The sequence below is a fragment of the Streptomyces sp. NPDC058052 genome, from assembly GCF_042885515.1.
Taxonomy (GTDB): domain Bacteria; phylum Actinomycetota; class Actinomycetes; order Streptomycetales; family Streptomycetaceae; genus Streptomyces.
In genome coordinates, this window is sequence record NZ_JBHVRX010000014.1 from 54,944 (window position 1) to 70,082 (window position 15,139).

General features: G+C 74.4%; 12 protein-coding genes and 1 riboswitch. Of the genes, 8 read left to right on the top strand and 4 right to left on the bottom strand.

Annotated elements, in window-relative coordinates; translation table 11 throughout:
* The first annotated feature begins 12 nt into the window (after positions 1 to 12).
* Entirely contained in the window at positions 13 to 1,317 is a 1,305-nt protein-coding gene (locus ACFVU3_RS20380; RefSeq protein ID WP_390067960.1) for a phosphoribosyltransferase family protein, read from the top strand.
* On the opposite strand, the gene ACFVU3_RS20385 is transcribed toward ACFVU3_RS20380, so the two are convergent.
* A complete protein-coding gene (locus tag ACFVU3_RS20385) occupies positions 1,311 to 2,210 on the bottom strand; it encodes a transglycosylase SLT domain-containing protein (protein WP_390067962.1) in 900 nt (299 codons plus the stop codon). The two genes, ACFVU3_RS20380 and ACFVU3_RS20385, sit on opposite strands and share 7 nt — an antisense overlap.
* Positions 2,211 to 2,214: 4 nt before the next feature.
* Positions 2,215 to 2,400, bottom strand: a riboswitch (cyclic di-AMP (ydaO/yuaA leader).
* A 344-nt stretch (positions 2,401 to 2,744) separates the two neighbouring features.
* Between ACFVU3_RS20385 and ACFVU3_RS20390 the strand changes: the two genes are divergently transcribed.
* The gene (locus ACFVU3_RS20390; RefSeq protein WP_390067964.1) at positions 2,745 to 3,413 is read left to right on the top strand and encodes a hypothetical protein; all 669 of its coding nucleotides are present in this window, start codon (positions 2,745 to 2,747) and stop codon (positions 3,411 to 3,413) included.
* 36 nt (positions 3,414 to 3,449) lie between these two features.
* Here the strand turns inward: ACFVU3_RS20390 and ACFVU3_RS20395 are convergent, their stop codons facing one another.
* The gene (locus ACFVU3_RS20395; RefSeq protein WP_390067965.1) at positions 3,450 to 5,486 is read right to left on the bottom strand and encodes a phosphocholine-specific phospholipase C; all 2,037 of its coding nucleotides are present in this window, start codon (positions 5,484 to 5,486) and stop codon (positions 3,450 to 3,452) included.
* A 581-nt stretch (positions 5,487 to 6,067) separates the two neighbouring features.
* Between ACFVU3_RS20395 and ACFVU3_RS20400 the strand changes: the two genes are divergently transcribed.
* The 3 genes from ACFVU3_RS20400 to ACFVU3_RS20410 all read left to right on the top strand — a co-directional run bounded on the left by ACFVU3_RS20400 (position 6,068) and on the right by ACFVU3_RS20410 (position 9,016).
* Positions 6,068 to 6,991 carry an SIS domain-containing protein gene (locus ACFVU3_RS20400; protein WP_390067967.1) on the top strand — a complete coding sequence of 308 codons (924 nt, stop codon included), beginning with the start codon at positions 6,068 to 6,070 and terminating at the stop codon, positions 6,989 to 6,991.
* Between the two features lie 198 nt (positions 6,992 to 7,189).
* A complete protein-coding gene (locus ACFVU3_RS20405) occupies positions 7,190 to 8,026 on the top strand; it encodes a ketose-bisphosphate aldolase (RefSeq protein WP_390067969.1) in 837 nt (278 codons plus the stop codon).
* Between the two features lie 144 nt (positions 8,027 to 8,170).
* The gene (locus ACFVU3_RS20410; RefSeq protein ID WP_390067971.1) at positions 8,171 to 9,016 is read left to right on the top strand and encodes an SDR family NAD(P)-dependent oxidoreductase; all 846 of its coding nucleotides are present in this window, start codon (positions 8,171 to 8,173) and stop codon (positions 9,014 to 9,016) included.
* 22 nt (positions 9,017 to 9,038) lie between these two features.
* Here the strand turns inward: ACFVU3_RS20410 and ACFVU3_RS20415 are convergent, their stop codons facing one another.
* A complete protein-coding gene (locus tag ACFVU3_RS20415; protein WP_390067973.1) occupies positions 9,039 to 9,392 on the bottom strand; it encodes a hypothetical protein in 354 nt (117 codons plus the stop codon).
* A 128-nt stretch (positions 9,393 to 9,520) separates the two neighbouring features.
* Positions 9,521 to 11,746 carry a catalase/peroxidase HPI gene (gene katG / locus ACFVU3_RS20420; protein WP_390067974.1) on the bottom strand — a complete coding sequence of 742 codons (2,226 nt, stop codon included), beginning with the start codon at positions 11,744 to 11,746 and terminating at the stop codon, positions 9,521 to 9,523.
* A gap of 265 nt (positions 11,747 to 12,011) precedes the next feature.
* On the opposite strand from katG, the gene ACFVU3_RS20425 reads away from it, so the two are divergent.
* The 3 genes from ACFVU3_RS20425 to ACFVU3_RS20435 all read left to right on the top strand — a co-directional run bounded on the left by ACFVU3_RS20425 (position 12,012) and on the right by ACFVU3_RS20435 (position 15,077).
* Entirely contained in the window at positions 12,012 to 12,425 is a 414-nt protein-coding gene (locus ACFVU3_RS20425) for a Fur family transcriptional regulator (RefSeq protein WP_390067976.1), read from the top strand.
* Positions 12,426 to 12,729: 304 nt separating this feature from the next.
* Positions 12,730 to 13,830: a C45 family autoproteolytic acyltransferase/hydolase gene (locus ACFVU3_RS20430; RefSeq protein WP_390067977.1), complete on the top strand. Its 1,101-nt coding sequence runs from the start codon at positions 12,730 to 12,732 to the stop codon at positions 13,828 to 13,830.
* Between the two features lie 206 nt (positions 13,831 to 14,036).
* Positions 14,037 to 15,077 carry an NAD(P)-dependent alcohol dehydrogenase gene (locus ACFVU3_RS20435; protein ID WP_390067979.1) on the top strand — a complete coding sequence of 347 codons (1,041 nt, stop codon included), beginning with the start codon at positions 14,037 to 14,039 and terminating at the stop codon, positions 15,075 to 15,077.
* The last annotated feature ends 62 nt before the right edge of the window (positions 15,078 to 15,139 follow it).

Here is a 15,139-nt window from a genome sequence, read left to right on the forward strand (position 1 = left end):
AGGCGGCACGTCATGTACTTCGCCGACCGCGTCGACGCGGGGCGGCAGCTCGCCGCCCGCCTCGGCCACCTCAAGGGCCGCGACGTCGTCGTCCTCGGCCTGCCGCGCGGCGGGGTCCCGGTGGCGGCCGAGGTCGCGGACGCCCTCGACGCGCCCCTGGACATCTGTCTCGTCCGGAAGCTGGGCGTGCCGAGCCGGCCCGAGCTGGCCATGGGGGCGATCGGGGAGGGCGGGGTGCGGGTGGTCAACGAGCAGATCGTGCGGGACGCGGGCGTGACCGCGCGGGACCTGGAGGCGGTCGAGGAGCGGGAGCGGGCGGTCCTGTCCGACCGGGCGCGGACGTACCGGGGCAGCCGCCGGCCGGTGCCCCTGGAGGGGCGGACGGTGGTGGTCGTCGACGACGGGCTGGCGACCGGGGCGACCGCGCTCGCCGCCTGCCGGGCGGTACGGGCCGGGGGCGCCGCCCGGATCGTGCTGGCCGTGCCGGTGGCGCCGTACGGCTGGACGGCCCGGCTCGGGGGCGAGGCGGACGAGACGGTGGCCGTGCACGCGCCGCAGGGGTTCGCCGCCGTCGGGCAGTTCTACCGGGAGTTCGACCAGACGCCGGACGCCGAGGTGGTGGCCCGGCTCGACCGGAGCAGGGCGGCGCGCGGCCCGGTGGTCCGGCACACCGCCGTACGGATTCCGGGCGGGGGACCGGAGCTGCCGGGAGATCTCGCGGTGCCCGACGGGGCCGCGGGGCTCGTCCTCTTCGCGCACGGCAGCGGGAGCGGGCGGCACAGTCCCCGGAACCGGGCGGTGGCCGCCGCCCTGAACCGCGCGGGGCTCGGGACGCTCCTCTTCGACCTGCTGACGGAGGCCGAGGCGACCGACCGGTCGCGGGTCTTCGACACTCCGCTCCTCGCCGAGCGGCTGGCCCGGGCCTCCGCCTGGACGGCCGCGTGGCCCGGGACGGAGGCCCTGCCCCGCGGCTACTTCGGCGCGAGCACGGGCGCGGCGGCCGCGCTGTGGGCGGCGGCCGCGCCGGGGGACGACGTGGCCGCGGTGGTGTCGCGGGGCGGCCGGCCCGACCTTGCGGGGGAGCGGCTCGCCGGGGTCCGGGCCCCGACCCTGCTGATCGTCGGAGGGAGCGACGAGCTCGTCCTGGACCTCAACCGGCGGGCCGAGGCGCTGCTGCGGTGCGAGAGCCGGCTGGAGGTCGTGCCCGGCGCCGGCCACCTCTTCGAGGAGCCGGGGGCCCTGGAGGAGGTGGCGGCGCTGGCGACCGCCTGGTTCACCGGCCGCTTCGGGACGGTGACCGGCGGGGAGGATCAGTAGGCGCCGTTGACGTTGTCGATGGAGCCGTACCGGTCGGCCGCGTAGTTGCAGGCGGCGGTGATGTTGGCGACGGGGTCGTACGGGTCGAGCGAGGTGCCCGGCACGTGGTACGCCGCGAAGGTCGGGTCGATGACCTGGAGCAGGCCCTTGGAGGGCGTGCCCTTGACGGCGTTGGAGTCCCAGAGGTTGATGGCGCGGGGGTTGCCGGAGGACTCGCGCAGGATGTTGCGGTGGATGCCGTCGTACGAGCCGGGGATGCCGTAGCGCGCCATGACGTCCAGCGATTCGCGGATCCAGCCGTCGAGGTTGTCGGCGTACCGGGTGGCGGCGGCGGGCGCGGCCTGGGCTGCGGTCCGGGCCTGGGGCTGGGCGGCGAGGGTCTGCACGGCGGGGGCCGCGGTGCGCCGCGCGGAGCGGCTCGCCCGTTCGGCGGAACCACCGGAGGCGGGCTTCGCCGCCGTCTTGCGGGCCGTCTTCGCCGGCGCGGGAGCGGCCTTCGCGGAATCCCGACGAATCGTCAGTTCGAGACCCGGGTGAATGAGTGACGGATTGTCACCGACAGTCGTGCGGTTTGCCTGGTAAAGCGACTTCCAGCCGCCCTGAATTCCCTTTCGGTGAGCGATCAGGGAAAGCGAGTCGCCCTTCACCACGGTGTACGCGCGGGCGGCGGCCGGAGCGGCGGGCGCGGCCTCGACGGCCTTCGTCACGGCGGCGGTCCGCGCGGTGGGCGCCGCGACGGCGGCGGCCGGTGCGGCGGAAGAGGTCGGCGCGGCGCCGGCGGTCGCGGGGACGACCAGGGGCAGGGCCAGGGCGACTCCGCCGGTGCCCGCGAAGGCGAGACCTCGGGAGACGGGGCGGCGTCGGGGGCGGCGGTGCTTGCCGTGAGCGGGCATGACGGTTTCCTCTCCGGCGCCTGCGAGGTGAGCTGTCGGGTTCGGACGGGAGGTGTCCGGCCGCGCGCACGCGGCTTCACCCCGAGCCGTTCCGGATGGCCGGACCGGCGGTGTGGTGGGTCCCCCGCTCCTGCCGTCGGGTGAAATGGGAGGTCTTTCGGGCGGTGGCAGGATTCGGCGATCCGCCCGAATGGAGGTGACCGTAGGCGAGAAATGCGGCGCGGAACAAGGCGCGAATACGAGGGAAAAGGAGAGGCAAAGATCCATATGCGGGAATTCAAGATCGGTGGCGCCGGGGTACCGTCCGGAATCCCTTGCCCCGCACGGCCCCCGAGGGGAGTGGCCGTGCCGGCGGCGGGCGGAGAGTGAGTCGCGTCACGGAGTGCGCAATGTCCGAATAGGGCGTCTCATTCCATTCATGGAATAGTGCGCCGTAATGCCCTTGGTCGGGAGGGTGAAGGTGAGGCGGAGGCGGCGAGCGACACGCGAGGCGCATAAGTCGCAAAGCGGACATTCATCCTTAATGATGTGGGAATGTCGCTTCCTGCTCCGCCGGCCGGCGTCCTCCCGCTCTCCGCCGCGCTTCTCGATCCCGACGCCCTCGACCACGAGGCGGCCCGGCTCTATGAGAGCGCCGTCCGGGAGCGCCTGCTCGCGGACGCCCCGGTCCGTTTTGAGCCGGGCCCCGACGGGCCGGGGCCGGCCCCCGAGGCTCCGGAGTCCGCCGCCGAGGCGTGGCGGGGTCTCCTCTCGGTCCCCGTCGACCGGCTCGTCGCCGACGCGCTGGGAGCCCTGCCGCCGGCCCCGCCCGCCGAGCGCCCGCTGCCCGGCCGGATGGGGGCGGCGCTGCCGGACCGGCTGCACGCCTGGCGGCGGATCGGCCGCTCCGACGTGCGCCCCTCCGTCCACCTGGCGTACGCGCGGCGGGTCCTGACCGAATGGGGCTGGCAGAACACCCCGTACCGGCTGCGTGACGCGCGCGGCGCCCGGTGCGTCTGCGGCGCGCTGCTCGCCGCCCACCGGCTCGGCCACGGCAGCGCCTCGACGATGAACGAGGCCGGTGCCTGGATCATGGCCGAACTGCGGTCCCGGGGCTGGCACGGGCTCATCGGCCCGTGGAACCGCGCGCCGGGCCGAACCGCCGAGGACGCCCTCGCGCTCGTCGACGCCACGATCCGGCGCGCGGCCCTGGCCGGCCGCTGACCTCCGGGCCCGCCGCGCGCGGGCCCGGAGGGGCGGTCAGCCGGTGACGCTGGGCGCGCCGGTCTCGATGTGGCCGGTGTACCGGCGCGACCAGGTGCCGTCGATGTCGGCCAGGATCGTGAAGTCGTACCAGCCGTCCGTGTAGGCCACCGCGTTGAAGAAGTCCTCCCGGGACGAGCCGGCGGCGACGGTGTACGTCCACGGGCCGTCCGTACGGTAGGCGTTGGAGCGGACGGTGAACGTGACCGGGCCGCCGGAGGAGTTGGTCAGCCGGAACCAGATCGCGGTCTTCCCGGTGCCCGGCTCGACGGCGAAGCGGGACGCCACCTCGATGTTCTTGCCGGCCTTGGAGGCGTCGCCGATGAAGCGGCGCAGGAAGCGGTTCGGGCCCATCATCGAGAGGTCGTACTTGCCCGAGCCGTGGCCGAGTCCGACGTTGAAGTAGTCGGTCGCGGTGGCGCCCGGGTCCACCGTGTACTGCCACGCGGCGGTGTCCCGGTGCTGGTGCGGGTGGATCGAGAAATGGGCCGCGCGGCGTGCCTGCGGGCCCGCGTTGGTCATGGAGAACCAGGCGAGGATCTTGCCGGCGGCGCCGAACTCGAAGCGGTCCAGGTTGCCGTCGGGCTGGTAGGGGAGCGCCCGCGCGGGGCGGGTGCCGGTCTCCTGGGCGGGCAGCGCGTTGTTCTGCGGCGCGGGGTTCGGCAGCGGGCCGCAGGTGGCCATGCCGATGACCTTCGCCGTCGACGGCAGGCCGGCCGGGACCCCGTACACCGGGCGGGCGAAGTCGAAGACGCCGGTCAGGTCGCCGGTCACCTTCCGCCGCCAGGCGCTGATGTTCGGGCAGGCCGCGGGGGTGCCGAGGGCGGTGGTCCAGCTCTCCAGGAAGCGCAGCACCGAGGTGTGGTCGAAGACCTCCGAGCTGACCCAGCCACCGCGCGTCCACGGCGACATCACCAGCATCGGGACCCGGAAGCCGAGGCCGATCGGCACGCCGTCCAGGTACTCGCCGGGCGTCCCGGGCGGGGCGACCGGAGGCGGCACGTGGTCGAAGAAGCCGTCGTTCTCGTCATAGTTGAGGAACAGCACGGTGGAGTCGAAGACCTCGGGGTTCGCCGCCAGGGCGCGGTAGACCAGGTCGACGAAGTGGGCGCCGTCGCCGGGAGGCGCGTACGGGTGCTCGGAGAACGCCTCGTTCGCCACCACCCAGGAGACCTGCGGCAGCGTGCCGGCCACGACGTCGGCACGGATCGCCGCGGCGATGTCGTCCGGGGTCGAGCCGGTGACTTTCGGGACCGACGCCATGCCCCGGTCGTGCAGCGGGTCGCCGGGGCGGGCGTCGGTGAACTTCTTGAAGTACGCGAGGCCGTTGTCGCCGTAGTTGTCCTGGGCGTTCTGGTAGACCCGCCAGCTCACGCCGGCCCGCTGGAGGGCCTCCGCGTACGTCTCCCAGGTCAGCCCCGACTCGTCCCCGCCGTCCTTGCTGGAGGCGTCGATCCGGCCGCTCCACAGGAAGGTGCGGTTGGGGCCGGTGGCGCTCAGCGCGGAGCAGAAGTAGGCGTCGCAGATCGTGTAGTGGTCGGCGAGCGCGTGGTGGAACGGGATGTCCTCGCGGTCGAGGTGGCCGAGCGTCCGGGTGTTGCCCACCCCGGTCACCCAGTTGTCGAGCCTGCCCTTGTTCCAGGCGGCGTGCTGCGAGGTCCAGCTGTGCGGCAGGTCGCCGTTGCACTGGGCGAGGGTCTCGCCGTCGACCCCGCCGGCCGGAGGGGTGTCGCTCAGCTTCCACGGGAACTGCCGGCCGCCCCAGTTGGGCTGCTGGAAGGTGCCCCAGCCGCCGGGGATGTTCCCCGCCGCCCGGTCGCCGAAGCCGCGCACGCCCCGCAGTGTCCCGAAGTAGTGGTCGAAACTTCGGTTCTCCTGCATGAGGATCACGACGTGCCGGACGTCGGTCAGCGTGCCGGTCGCGGCCCGCGCGGCGGCCGAGGCCGTCGCCGGAGGCAGCGCGGCCCCCGTGACGAGTCCGGCCCCGAGCCCCGCGCCGATGCCGACGAACCCCCTGCGGCTGATGGGAAGCATGCCCCGCCCCTCCTGTCACGGTGTGCCCCTGCGGCACGTCGGCAGTCATCATGGGGGAGCGGCGTCCAAAGGTATACGCCCGTGCGGTAAGGGGTTGGTGAACAGCCGGGTCGTGGACGTCCTTCCCTGTTCCGACCTATATGGGGTTTGGTATCCGGTGCGACCAATAAGGGGATCGACGTTCGGTCGAGGGGTGCCCGGCCCCGGGTGCCCCGCCCCGGCCTCGGCGCCCCCGGCTCCGGCGCGTCGGCTGAGAGATGTCGGCCGAGAGATGTCGGCCGTGACGTGTCGGCCGTGACGCCTGGTCGCGACGCGTCGGTCGCCGGCGCGAGGAGGCTCGCGCGCCTCGTGGCGAGTCGACCGCTGCCCGCCGCCCCGCTGGGTCTCCGCCCGCCCGGTCCCGGCTCGCTCCTCCCCGCCCGGTGCGCCATCGCCCCGACGGGGTAGTGACCCGTTCCTGCCGTCATCTGCCTCGGGTGCCCCCTCTGCGCTCTGGCCGATACGTGTGTGCATCTGCTTGAATGCTGCTCGTTCCGAGCAGCTTCACGCATCGTCGCTGTCCTTTCGTGCAAGGAGTGCGCATGGCCCCCTCACGTACCACCGTCGAGATCTCCACCCAGCCCGCCGTCTGGCGCGAAGCGCTCCGCACCCTGCCCGACCACGCACCCGCGCTGCCCCGGCGCGGCGAGCGCGTCGCCGTGATCGGCTGCGGCACCTCCTGGTTCATCGCGCAGGCGTACGCGGACCTGCGCGAGGCCGGCGGGCACGGCGAGACCGACGCGTTCGCCGCTTCCCGCTTCCCCTTCTCCCGCCGCTACGACCGGGTCGTCGCCCTGACCCGCTCCGGCACCACCAGCGAGGTCCTCGCGGTCCTCGACCGGCTGAACGGCACGGTCGCCACCAGCGCGATCACCGCCGACCCGGCCACCCCCGTCATGCGGCTCGCCGACGCCGTCGCCGTCCTCGACTTCGCCGACGAGGAGTCGGTCGTCCAGACGCGTTTCGCCACCACCGCCCTCGCCCTGCTCCGCGCCCACCTGGAGTCCGAGGGCGCCCTCCCCGAGGGCGTCGGCACCGTCGCCCGGGCCGCGGACGACGCCGAACTCGCCCTCGCCCGCCCGCTGGAGGCCGCCGTCCGCGAGGCCGAGCAGTTCACCTTCCTCGGCAGCGGCTGGACCTACGGGCTCGCCCAGGAGGCCGGGCTCAAGATGCGCGAGGCGGCCGGCGCGTGGACGGAGGCGTACCCGTCGATGGAGTACCGCCACGGGCCCATCAGCATCACCGGCCCCGGCCGGGTGGCGTGGAGCTTCGGGCCCCTGCCCGACGGCCTCGCCGGGGAGATCCACGCGGTCGGCGGCACCCTCGTCGCCGAGGGCCTCGACCCGCTCGCCGAACTCGTCCTGGCCCAGCGGCTCGCCGTCGCGGTCGCCGAGGCCCGCGGCCTCGACCCCGACCGGCCCCGCAACCTCACCCGCTCGGTCGTCCTCGCGGACGCCGGCGCCTGAGACCGGCCGCCCGGACGCCGGATCCCGAGCCCGGACGCCGGCGCCTGAGCCCGGCCGCCCCGCAGCGCATCCGTCGCGGGCGGAACCCGCCCCCGCCTGCCCGGCGGATCGGCCTCCCGGCGGGCCCGCCCGGCGGGTCGGCCCCCGGCGGGTCGGCCCGCCCGCCCGTACCCTCCCCTTCGCACCCGGAGCAGGACCATGCCACTGACCCAGACGCACGAGATCGTCCGGCGGGCCCGCGCCGCCGGTGCCGGTGTGGGCGCCTTCAACGTCCTCCAGTTGGAGCACGCCCAGGCCATCGTGGCCGGAGCCGAGCGGGCCGACCGGCCCGTCATCCTCCAGATCAGCGAGAACACCGTCCGCTACCACGGCGCCCTCGCCCCCGTCGCGCTCGCCTCGCTGGCCCTCGCCCGCGCCTCCAAGACGCAGGTCGCCGTCCACCTCGACCACGCCGAGAACCCGGAGCTCGTCCACGAGGCCGTGGAGCTCGGCCTCGGCTCCGTGATGTTCGACGCCGCGAAGCTCCCGTACGAGGAGAACGTGGCCGCGACCCGCGAGGTCGTCGAGCACTGCCACCGGCACGGCGTGCGGGTCGAGGCGGAACTCGGAGAGATCGGCGGCAAGGGCGGCGCCCACGACCCCGGCGTCCGCACCGACCCGGAGGAGGCGCGGGCCTTCGTCGCCGCCACCGGAGTCGACGCCCTCGCCGTCGCCGTCGGCAGCGTCCACCAGATGGTCACCCGGGACGCGGTCCTCGACCTCGACCTGATCGCCCGGCTCCGGGCCGCCGTCGCCGTGCCGCTCGTGCTGCACGGCTCCTCGGGCGTCCCCGACGCCCTGCTCACCCGGGCCGTCGCCGCCGGCATGACCAAGGTGAACGTCTCCACCCACCTCAACAAGGTGTTCACCCGCGCCGTCCGCGACCACCTCACCGCCCACCCGGCCGAGGTGGACCCCCGCCGCTACCTGACCCCGGCCCGCACCGCCGTGGCCGAGGCGGTCACCCACGTGCTCGGCCTCCTCGACCCCCGCTGACCCCGGGCCCGGCATCCGTCACCGGTCTCCCCGCACCCGGCAGGGCGCGCCCGGCGCAGGGCCATGCCCCCGAGCCTGGTGTCGTGGACACCAGGTCCGGCACACTCTCCCCGGACCGGTGTCCGCCCGGTCATGATCGTCCGCATGACCGACCTCCTTCCCCACCACCACACGACCCTCGTCACCGGGGCCACCCAGGGCCTCGGCCGGGGCATCGCCCTCGACCTCGCCGCGCGCGGCGGGACCGTGCTGCTGCACGGCCGTGACGCCGGCCGGCTCGCCGCCGTCGCCGGCGAGGTCCGCGCCCTCGGCGCCGGCGGAGCCGTGCGCACCTACGCCGCCGACCTCGCCGACCTCGACGAGGTCGCGGACCTCGCCCGGCGGGTCCGGGACGCCGAACCGCGCCTCGACGCGCTCGTCCACAACGCCGTCGCGGGCGGCGGCGCCGACCCCCTCGTCCGCGAGGTCTCGGCCCAGGGCCACGAACTGCGCCTCGCCGTCAACCACCTGGCCCCGTACGCCCTCACCCGCGGCCTGCTGCCGCTGCTCACCGTCTCGGCGCCGGCCCGGGTCGTCAACGTCGCCTCCATGGGGCAGGAGGCCGTCGACCTCGACGACCTCCTGTACGAGAGGGAGTACGAGGGGCTGCGGGCCTACTGCCGCAGCAAACTGGCCCTGATCATGGCGACCTTCGCCCTCGGCGAGGAACTCGACGGCAGCGGGGTCACCGTCAACGCCCTCCATCCGGCCCACCTCATGGACACCGCGGGCGTCCGGGCCTACGGCCTCACCCCGCTCGTGGGCGTCGAGGAGGGCGTCCGGCCGACCGTGCGGCTCGTCACCGACCCGGAACTGGCCGGCGTCACCGGACGGTACTTCGACCGGTTCACCGAGAAGCGGGCGCACGAGCAGGCGTACGACGTCGCGGTCCGCCGGCGCCTGATGGCGCTGACGGACCGCTGGGTGGGGGCGCCGGTGCCGGGTGTCTGACGCCCGGCACCCGGCCCGCGGGTCAGGGGCGCCGGTCGGGGCCGCCGCGGATGACGGGGACGAGGCTGCGCAGCGCCAGGCCGGCGGCGATCAGGGACTTCACGAACACCAGCTGCCGGAACGCGTCGTACAGCGGCTCGGGGACGAGCGGCGGCGCGAGGAGCACGGCACGCCGGCCCGCCCGGCGGACCGTCAGGGTCCGTTCCAGGACGAAGAGGAGGGTGATCCCCGTCCGGAACGGCGAGAAGCCCTGCGGTCCGGCGGTCGCCCGCACCAGCACCACGCCCTCCCCGCCGCCGATCACCCCGTCCCGGCGGGCGGCCCGGACCTCGCGCGGCACCCGGGCGCGGAAGACGGTGCCCGTGCCGGTCAGCACAGGGGAGCGCCCCCGGGACCGGGAGAGGGGTCACGGGGGCGCGGGGCGCCGTCGCGCGGAAGTCGGCGGCGCGGGGTGCCGGGTCCGGCCGGTGCTCGGCGGCCGGACCCGGGCGGGTGCGGGACGGCTCAGCGGAGGTCGAAGCGGTCCAGGTCCATGACCTTGGTCCAGGCCGCGACGAAGTCCGTGACGAACTTGTCCTGGGCGTCGTCGCTCGCGTAGACCTCGGCGAGGGCGCGGAGCTCCGAGTTCGAGCCGAAGACCAGGTCGGCGCGGCTGCCGGTCCACTTGACCTCGCCGGTCGCGTCGTCGCGGCCCTCGAAGGTGTTCGCGTCGCCGGAGATGGCCGACCAGGTGGTGCCCAGGTCGAGCAGGTTGACGAAGAAGTCGTTCGTCAGCGTGCCCGGGGTGGCGGTGAGGACACCGAGGGAGGTCTGCGGCGCCGTGATGCCGAGGACGCGCAGGCCGCCGACGAGGACCGTCAGCTCGGGGGCGCTCACCGTGAGCAGGTTGGCGCGGTCGACCAGCAGGTACTCGGCGGGGAGGCGGACGCCCTTGCCGAGGAAGTTGCGGAAGCCGTCCGCCTGCGGCTCCAGGGCGGCGAAGGACTCGACGTCCGTCTGCTCCTGGGAGGCGTCCACACGGCCCGGCGTGAACGGCACCTCGACGGTCTTGCCGGCGTCGGCGGCGGCCTTCTCGACGGCCGCGGAGCCCGCGAGGACCACGAGGTCGGCGAGGGAGACCTGCTTGCCGTCGGTGCGGCCGGCGTTGAAGGACTCCTGGACGCCCTCCAGGACGCGCAGGACCTGGGAGAGGTCGTCCGGGTTGTTGGCCTGCCAGCCGCGCTGGGGCTCCAGGCGGATGCGGCCGCCGTTGGCGCCGCCGCGCTTGTCGCTGCCGCGGAAGGAGGCGGCCGAGGCCCAGGCGGCGCCGACCAGCTGGGCGACCGTCAGGTCCGAGGCGAGGATCTGCTCCTTGAGGGAGGCGACGTCCGCCGCGTCGACCAGCTCGTGGGTACGGGCCGGCAGCGGGTCCTGCCAGAGCAGCTCCTCCGAGGGGACCTCGGCGCCGAGGTAGCGCACGACCGGGCCCAGGTCACGGTGGGTGAGCTTGTACCAGGCGCGGGCGAAGGCGTCCGCGAACTGGTCGGGGTTCTCGTAGAAGCGGCGGGAGATCTGCTCGTAGACCGGGTCGAAGCGGAGCGACAGGTCGGTGGTGAGCATGGTCGGGAGGTGCTTCTTCTCCGGGTCGTACGCGTCCGGGATGATCGCCTCGGCGTCCTTGGCGACCCACTGGTGGGCGCCCGCCGGGCTCTTGGACAGCTCGTAGTCGTACTCGAAGAGGTGCTTGAAGAAGTCGTGGCCCCACTGCGCGGGCGTGGTGGTCCAGGTGACCTCCAGACCGCTGGTGATGGCGTCGGCGCCCTTGCCGGAGCGGTAGCTGCTCGCCCAGCCGAAGCCCTGCGCCTCGATCGGGGCCGCCTCCGGGTCCGCGCCGACGTTGTCGGCCGGGCCGGCGCCGTGCGCCTTGCCGAAGGTGTGGCCGCCGGCGATGAGGGCGACGGTCTCCTCGTCGTTCATGGCCATCCGGCCGAAGGTCTCGCGGATGTCGCGGGCCGCGGCGACCGGGTCCGGGTTGCCGTTGGGGCCCTCGGGGTTGACGTAGATGAGGCCCATCTGGACGGCGCCGAGGGGCTCCTCCAGCTCGCGGTCGCCCGAGTAGCGCTCGTCGCCGAGCCAGGTGGTCTCGGGGCCCCAGTAGACGTCCTCGTCCGCCTCCCAGACGTCCGCGCGGCCGCCGGCGAAGCCGAAGGTCTCGAAGCCCATCGACTCCAGGGCCACGTTGCCGGTGAGGATCATGAGGTCGGCCCAGGAGAGGCTCTGGCCGTACTTCTTCTTCACGGGCCACAGCAGACGGCGGGCCTTGTCCAGGTTGCCGTTGTCCGGCCAGCTGTTGAGCGGGGCGAAGCGCTGCTGGCCGGCGCCGGCGCCGCCGCGGCCGTCGCTGATGCGGTAGGTGCCCGCGCTGTGCCAGGCCATGCGGATCATGAAGGGGCCGTAGTGGCCGAAGTCGGCCGGCCACCAGTCCTGCGAGGTCGTGAGGACCTCGGCGATGTCCTGCTTCACGGCGGCGAGGTCGAGCGCCTTGAACGCCTCGGCGTAGTCGAAGTCCTCGCCCAGGGGGTTCCCCACGGCCGGGTTCTTGGCCAGGATCCGCAGGTTCAGCCGGTTCGGCCACCACTGGCGGTTGCCGCCGCCCTGGGTGGGGTGCGCGGCACGCCCGTGGGCGACCGGGCAGCCTCCCGCGCCCTCCGCCTTCACGTCGCCGCCGGGTGCATCGAGGTTCTCAGACATGGGTATTCCTTCCGGACACGCGCGGGAAGGTCGCGGACACGGAGACCCGACGAAGCGGTACCGCCCGGGGTTCTCCCGGAGCCGGTACGTCACGTCCTCGTCTCCCGCCGTGCCGGACTCTTCCTGTCCCTTGGCCATTAACAAAACTGATCCTACAATGGACTAAGTCCAAGTCAAGAACAATGCCAAAGAGGTGAACGACACGGGCCCGGGGTACGACACTCCGCGCCCCGCCGCTCGCCGAGATGGAACAGGTAGGGCCCCTATGAGTGACCTGCTGGAGCGGCTGCGCGCCCGAGGCTGGCGGATGACGTCGCAGCGGCGTGTCGTCGCGGAGGTCCTCGCCGGTGAGCATGTGCACCTCACCGCCGACGAGGTGCACGCGCGCGCCGTGGAGCGACTTCCCGAGATCGCCCGGGCGACCGTCTACAACACCCTCGGTGAGCTGGTCTCCCTCGGTGAGGTGGTCGAACTCTCCACCGACGGCCGCGCGAAGCGGTACGACCCCAACGCCCGCCACCCGCACCAGCACCTGGTCTGCACCGAGTGCGGCACCATCCGCGACGTCCGCCCCACCGGTGACCCGCTCGCCGTCCTTCCCGACTCCGAGCGCTACGGCTTCACCGTCTCCAAGGTCGACGTCACCTATCGGGGGCGCTGCCCGTCCTGCGCGGTGTGAGGCGCGGGGGCGGCGGCCGGTGCCGGGGCGGCCGGTGCTGGCGGCCGGCGGGTGCCGCCGCCCCCCGCCGCCCCGCCCCGCACGCGCTCCCTTCTCTCCCTGCCCAGCTCTCTCCCTGCCCAGCGCGCTCGCTTCTCTTCCCGGACCGCCGGTGATCCCGGCGCGTCCGGCTTCCGGCATGCCCTCCTGGGGGCGGTGTGGAGCGGCTTGACGGTCGCCCGCCCGCGAGGTTGGATGAGCCGCAGGTTATTGGTCGTTTGGCCAATAACGGTCTCGCCCCGATCTCCGCCCAGGGAGCCCGCTCATGTCCCTCTCCGCCTTCCCCCGCCCCGAGCGCCGGCTCCACATCGCCGTCGACGCCGTCGATCCGCGCGAGCGCGGGCGGCTGCGGGGGGCTGGGCTCGCCGGGGGGCTCCAGGCCGCCCTCGACGTCTACGACCGGCTGTTCGCCCTGGCGGAGATCCCCGAGGAGACCGTGAAGGACGACGCCCGCCGGGCCCTCGACGCGATCGACGCCTTCCGGCCCGCCCTGCGCGAGCAGATCGAGGGCATCGCGGAAGGGGCGGGCGCCGAACCGTGGCGGGTCGCCGCGCTCAACGCCCGCACCGAGATCCTGGCCCGGAGCCGCGCCGTCCCGCCCGGTGAGTGCTCCACCGTCGTGCGCAGGGTCCCCGCCCCCGGCGGCGGCACCACCCACCTCGGCATCCAGACCTGGGACTGGCACGTCGAGCTCGGCGGCTCCTGGCACACCGTCGACTCCGCCGGTGGTGCCCACCGCTACGTCGGCCTCACCGAGCACGGCATCCTCGCCAAGATCGGCGTCAACAGCGCCGGTCTCGCCCTCCACTTCAACATCCTCGGCCACCGGGACGACCGCGTCGGCGGCCTGCCCGTGCACGTCCTGGCCGCCCTCGTCCTCGAAGAGGCCGGCGACGCCGCGCACGCCGCCGAGCTGATCCGCTCCGCGCCGCTCGCCTCGTCCGGCTCCTTCCTCCTCTTCGACCGGGAGCGGGCCGTGCTGCTCGACCTCAGCCCCGAGGGTGTCTTCGAGGTCCCGCCGGTGGACGGCGCCACCCACCTGCGCACCAACCACTTCCTCAGCCCCGAGCCCGCGCGGCGCGAGAAGACCTGGCTCTACCAGCCCGACTCGGGGGAGCGGTACGCCTTCCTCCGTGACCGCCTCGGCCGCGAGCCCGGCGCCGGCCACGACGACCTGCTCCGCCTCCTCGTCACCGGCCCCGGTGAGCCCCCCGTCACCTGTGTGCCGGACCCGGAGGCGCCGCTCGGCCGGCGCTGGGCGAGCCTCGCGACCGTGCTCCTCGACCCGGCGGCCCGCACCGCGCGGGTTCTCGACGGCACCCCGGCGGAGCACGCCGACCGGCCCTGGTACACGCTGCGCGCCTGACGGCGCCCGGGGTCCGGCGCCCGCGCGGGGGGAGGCCCGGCCGTGCGCCGGGACCGGCGTCCGCCCGACAATTGGGTGTAGATTGCATCTATATCCGCCGGGCGGGAACCACCGCGCGCGTGCGGTGGTCCGGCCGCACCCTGGAGAAGGCGTGCCCGCCCGCCACGCGGCCGAGGCGCCCCAGCGACGCCGGAAAGGAAAGCGCCATGAAGGCACTGCAGTACCGCACCGTGGGTGCCGCCCCCGAAGTCGTCACCGTCCCCGATCCGGAACCCGGCCCCGGGCAGGTCCTCCTCAAGGTCACCGCCGCCGGTGTCTGCCACTCCGACATCGCCGTGATGAGCTGGCCCGCCGCACAGCTGCCGTTCCCGCTGCCCCTCACCCTCGGCCACGAGGGCGTCGGCACCGTCGCGGCCCTCGGCGACGGGGTCACCGGCTTCGCCGAGGGCGACGCCGTCGCCGTCTACGGCCCCTGGGGCTGCGGGAACTGCTTCATGTGCGCCCAGGGCAAGGAGAACTACTGCCTGCGCGCCGCCGAGGTCGGCATCCGCCCGCCCGGCCTCGGCGCCCCCGGCGCCATCGCCGAGTACATGGTCGTGGACAGCCCCCGCCACCTCGTCCCGCTGGCCGGCCTCGACCCGGTGAAGACGGTCCCGCTGACCGACGCCGGTCTCACCCCGTACCACGCCATCAAGCGTTCCCTGCCGAAGCTCGTCCCCGGCTCCACCGCCGTCGTCATCGGCACCGGCGGCCTCGGCCACGTCGCCATCCAGCTGCTGCGCGCCCTGACCCCCGCCCGGGTCGTCGCCCTCGACGTCTCCCGGGAGAAGCTCGCGCTCGCCCGGACCGTCGGCGCCCACGAGACCGTCCTCTCCGACGCCTCCGCCTCCGCCACCGTCAGGGAGCTGACCGACGGCCGCGGCGCCGAGGTCGTCCTCGACTTCGTGGGCGCCCCGCCCACCACCGCCTCCGCCGGAGCCATGGCCGCCGTCGAGGGGGACATCACCATCGTCGGACTCGGCGGCGGCACCCTCCCCGTCGGCTTCGGCGCCCTCCCGTACGAGGTGAGCGTCACCTCCCCGTACTGGGGCACCCGCGCCGAACTCATCGAGGTCCTCGACCTGGCCCGCGCCGGCGCCATCGACGTCCACACCGAGACCTACGGCCTGGACGAGGCCCCCGAGGCGTACGAGCGCCTGCACGCCGGCCGGGTCGACGGCCGCGCGGTCATCCTCCCGAACGGCTGACCCCGCCCCACGCGCGCGTGGCCGGGCCGCGCGAGAAGGCCGAGGCCCTCGCCGCCGGCGCC